This window comes from Paenibacillus zanthoxyli JH29, assembly GCF_000520715.1.
In the GTDB taxonomy this organism is placed as follows: Bacteria; Bacillota; Bacilli; order Paenibacillales; family Paenibacillaceae; genus Paenibacillus_AQ; species Paenibacillus_AQ zanthoxyli.
In genome coordinates this window covers 1-4,205 of sequence record NZ_ASSD01000179.1, presented here as the reverse complement: position 1 = coordinate 4,205, position 4,205 = coordinate 1, and the positions used below count along the sequence as shown (strand labels likewise).

The following is a 4,205-nucleotide window of genomic DNA, read 5'->3' as shown; positions in this document are numbered from 1 at the left end:
CGCGTTTGTGGACACCCCCCGAAGGGGGGTTCGAGGTTCAGAACGTCGAGTGCCGTTTCACCGGCGGACGGTTCCAGATCGCGTTACTTCCGGGCGGGTCCTTTGACTATACGGTAAATCAGCTTAAAGAGTACTACCGGAATACGAGCGGCGGTCCAAAGGGACCATTTGTCGAAAGCGTACGGGATACCATATTCGCCGGAGTACCGGCTGTGGAAATGATCGTGCGGCAAAATAAAAGCGGCATCCCTTCCCGCATCCGAGCCATCGTCTTCAGCCACAATGATGTTGTCTTTACCCTTACGGCCACGCTGGGCGATGCGAACGCAACAGAAGCGCAGCAGGAAGTGCTGGAACGGACGCTCCAATCGTTCCGGTTTACGGATGAGGGGAAGCAGGATCAGGGGGCGAATTGATCACTGAAAATTGGATGCATCCTGCCGGTATGTATGTTGCCGGACGCAGATATTTTGGACAGATGCTTGGGAAAGTCGCTTTGAGGCAGTTGAACGGCATTCATGGCCTAGATGGAAAGAACCTCCAGACCGCGATCGAGGCGGAATGGAGGCTCTTTTTTTCACTAATCTGCACTTATGCGCTGTAAACGAAATTGAGATTCGCGTCTTTTAGCAGCGGCGCTTTCTCGTCTTTGGCCGACAGCACCGGCACTACATCGATAGGCCACTCCACGCCGATACCCGGGTCATTCCACAGGATGCCTCCGTCACATTCGGGCGCATATAATTCGTCGCACTTATACTGGACCTCCACGTCCTCGGTCAGCGTCATAAAGCCGTGAGCGAAGCCTTTGGGGATCAGCAGCTGCTTCTTGTTGTCCGCGCTCAGCTCGATCCCGAACCATTTGCCGTAGCTGGGGCTTCCCTGGCGTATATCGACGGCCACATCAAAGATGCTGCCGCGCGTACAGCGGACGAGCTTCGTCTGCGCTTTAGGGTTCAACTGGTAGTGGAGCCCGCGCAGCGTCCCTTTTACCGCCGAGTAGGATTGATTATCCTGCACGAAGTTCAGGTCGATCCCCTGTTCCAGAAATTTGGCCTGGCTGTAGGTTTCCATGAACCAGCCGCGATGGTCGCCGAATACCGTGGGTTCTACGATTAGAACGCCTTCCAGATTCGTTTGTGTAAATTTCATCGATTCCACTCTTTCCGCATTAATATTTGATTTTACCGTTAGCTACCTTGATCAAATACTGCCCGTAGCCGGTCTTGCTCAGCTTCTCGCCGCAGGCCAGCAGCTGCTCCTCTGTAATCCACCCGTTAATATATGCGATTTCCTCCGGCGCGGCGATTTTGATGCCTTGATGATCCTCGATCGTTCTGACAAAATTGGTTGCGTCTACCAGACTCTGATGAGTGCCAGTATCCAGCCACGTAAAGCCGCGTCCCAGCAGCTCCACATCCAGCTCGCCAAGTCTCAGGTATTCCTCGTTAACCGAAGTAATCTCCAATTCACCCCGCGGGGAAGGCTTTACGTTTTTCGCGATATCGACGACCCGATTGTCGTAAAAATACAGTCCCGTAACCGCATAGTGCGACTTGGGCTGTGCAGGCTTTTCTTCGATGGAGAGGACTTTGCCGTCCCCATTAAACTCCACAACGCCAAAACGCTCCGGATCGGGAACGTGGTAACCGAATACCGTAGCGCCCTGCGGTTTGTCCGAAGCACGTTTAAGCATTTGACGCATGCCGGCCCCATAGTAAATATTGTCCCCGAGAACCATAGCGACCGAATCGCTGCCAATAAAATCTTCTCCAAGAATAAAGGCCTGCGCCAATCCGTCGGGACTTGGCTGGATTTTGTACTGCAGCGAGATGCCAAACTGGGAACCGTCCCCCAGCAGACTCTCAAACCTCGGGGTGTCATCGGGAGTGGAAATAATCAAAATATCCTTGATTTCCGCCAGCATTAAAGTAGATAAAGGATAATAAATCATCGGTTTGTCGTAGACCGGCAGCAGTTGCTTGCTTGTAACCATAGTCAAAGGGTATAAGCGCGTGCCGCTGCCGCCTGCCAGGATAATGCCTTTCATTTTCTGAGTCAGCTCTCCCTGCTATATGTAATTTAATCCTCTTTGGCTATGTATATTTTACGCTTAACGTTCAACTGCTGTCTATTTCTCTTTACCTTTTTTCGCAAAAAATCGATTCCATTTCTATCTATTTCAAGTCTTATGGAAATGTAGAGATTGCTAGTGACAGGCTTGTAGCAGGTGACTGTGATATTTGATACAATAGATAGGTTAACCGGGCATCAATCCATTTCAATTCTTTGGGAAGTCCGGATCACATATGCTTGGCACATTAATAGACCCGTCCCTAGCGGACGGTTTGGGAGGATATAATGGAAGAGCGGGATATACGCAGGGAAGACGTGGAGCTGCTCGCACCGGCGGGCGACTGGGACTGCATGCGCGCGGCGGTGGCGAATGGGGCGGACGCTGTCTATTTCGGCGTGGAGAAATTTAATGCCCGGGCAAGAGCGAACAACTTTCAGATGGACGAACTGCCGGAAATCATGGCCTTTTTGCACAGCTATGGCGTAAAGGGGTTTCTGACGTTCAATATTCTAGTATTCGAGAACGAGCTTTCGGATGCAAAAGAATTGATCGACGCTTGCATAGATGCCGGTGTGGACGCGGTCATTGTGCAGGATCTCGGGCTGGTGAAGCTGATCCGCGAGATTTCGCCGGATTTTCCGATTCACGGCTCGACGCAAATGACGATTACTTCGCCGGAGGCGGTAGAGTTCACCAAGCCGTTCGAACTGGAGCGCGTGGTGCTCGGACGGGAAAATAATCTGAAGCAGATCCGTACGATTGGCGATCAGGCGCGTCTGCCGATGGAGGTGTTCGTGCATGGCGCGCTGTGCGTCTCCTATTCGGGGCAATGTCTGACCTCGGAGATGTGGGGCGGGCGCTCCGCCAACCGGGGCGAATGCGCACAGGCCTGCCGTTTGCCGTATGACCTCGTCGTGGACGGTGAGGTGAAGCCGATGGGGGACGTCTCCTATCTGCTGTCGCCAAAGGATTTGGCGGCTATCGACCTTTTGCCGGAGCTGATTCAGGCGGGCGTAACGTCCTTCAAAATCGAAGGGCGCATGAAAAGCCCGGAATACGTGGCGAATGTAATAGGCAAATACAGCAAGGCGATCGACCGTTATTTTGGCGGAAGATGGGCTGCTCCGTCCAAGGAGGAAATGCGGGAGCTGCAGCAGAGCTTCTCACGCGGGTTCACGCACGGCTTCCTGGAAGGCACGAATAATAAAAAGCTGGTGGACGGCACTTTCCCGAAAAGCCGGGGCGTGTATGTTGGCACCGTGGAGCAGATTTTGCGTGACGGGGTTGTCTGCCGGATTGAAGCGCCGATTAAACGCGGCGACGGCATTGTGTTCGATGCGGGCGATCCGACGAAAAAAGAAGAAGGCGGCCGCATCTACGATCTGCGCCGCAAATGCGTAAAGCTGGAAGGCGAAGCGCAGGAAGGCTGGATTGTCGACATTATCCCCGGACGCAGCGATGTCTCCTTGAGCCGTCTGCATATCGGAGACCGCATCTGGAAGACGAATGATCCGGCGCTGGATAAAATGCTGCGCCAGACGTTTGAAACGGAGAAGCCGTACCGGGTGTTCCCGGTGCATGTAAAGGCCGCAGGCCGTGCTGGCGAGCCGCTCTCTACCTGGTGGACCGACGTGCAGAAGGGCGTCACCGTTCGCGTCGACTCCGAGCTTATGCTGGAGACGGCGAACAAGCGCCCGATGGACGCGGCGCTGCTGGAAGAGCAGTTCGGACGCCTTGGCGGGACCGTCTTCCAGCTTGAGTGTCTGGACGCCGAGCTGGAAGGCGGCGTCATCGTGCCCATGCGCGAGCTGAACAGCATCCGCCGCCGTGCGGTGGAGCTGCTCGCTGGCGAGCGCCCGAAGCCGCCCGTATACGTGAAACGGGCGGTAGAGGTGTACGGCGACGCCGCTGCGCGCGGCGCGGGACCGGTCGCCCCGCTCAGAGCGGGCGACCCCTTCACAGGCGGCGGTGCTGCGCAGCTCACCGCGCTGTGCCGCAGCCTGCCGCAGGTGCAGGCTGCATTAAAGGCCGGCGTAACGTTCATCTACGCCGACTTCGAATTCATCAAGCAGTTCCCGGCAGCGGTGGAGGCCGTGCGGGCAGCCGGCGGACAAATCGCGCTGGCGAC

Annotated in this window: 3 protein-coding genes and 1 pseudogene; 2 read left to right on the top strand and 2 right to left on the bottom strand. The window is 55.3% G+C overall.

Going from position 1 to position 4,205, the window contains the following annotated elements; translation table 11 throughout:
* Positions 1-416 (top strand): annotated as a pseudogene (locus tag L691_RS32560) (hypothetical protein); the annotation flags it as partial.
* A gap of 175 nt (positions 417-591) precedes the next feature.
* On the opposite strand, the gene rfbC reads toward L691_RS32560, so the two are convergent.
* Complete coding sequence (gene rfbC, locus L691_RS0107060) at positions 592-1,152, bottom strand: dTDP-4-dehydrorhamnose 3,5-epimerase (RefSeq protein WP_025689639.1); 561 nt, start codon at positions 1,150-1,152, stop codon at positions 592-594.
* A 19-nt stretch (positions 1,153-1,171) separates the two neighbouring features.
* Positions 1,172-2,050: a glucose-1-phosphate thymidylyltransferase RfbA gene (gene rfbA / locus L691_RS0107055; RefSeq protein ID WP_025689638.1), complete on the bottom strand. Its 879-nt coding sequence runs from the start codon at positions 2,048-2,050 to the stop codon at positions 1,172-1,174.
* A 311-nt stretch (positions 2,051-2,361) separates the two neighbouring features.
* Here rfbA and L691_RS0107050 point away from each other — a divergent pair.
* Positions 2,362-4,205 (top strand): peptidase U32 family protein (locus L691_RS0107050; protein WP_025689637.1); only part of this gene is annotated, 1,844 nt, incomplete at its 3' end.

What these genes read in the sequence shown, in the direction of transcription:
- rfbC (WP_025689639.1), bottom strand. Translation starts at nt 1,152, where the DNA reads ATGAAATTTACACAAACGAATCTGGAAGGCGTTCTAATCGTAGAACCC.
- rfbA (WP_025689638.1), bottom strand. Translation starts at nt 2,050, where the DNA reads ATGAAAGGCATTATCCTGGCAGGCGGCAGCGGCACGCGCTTATACCCT.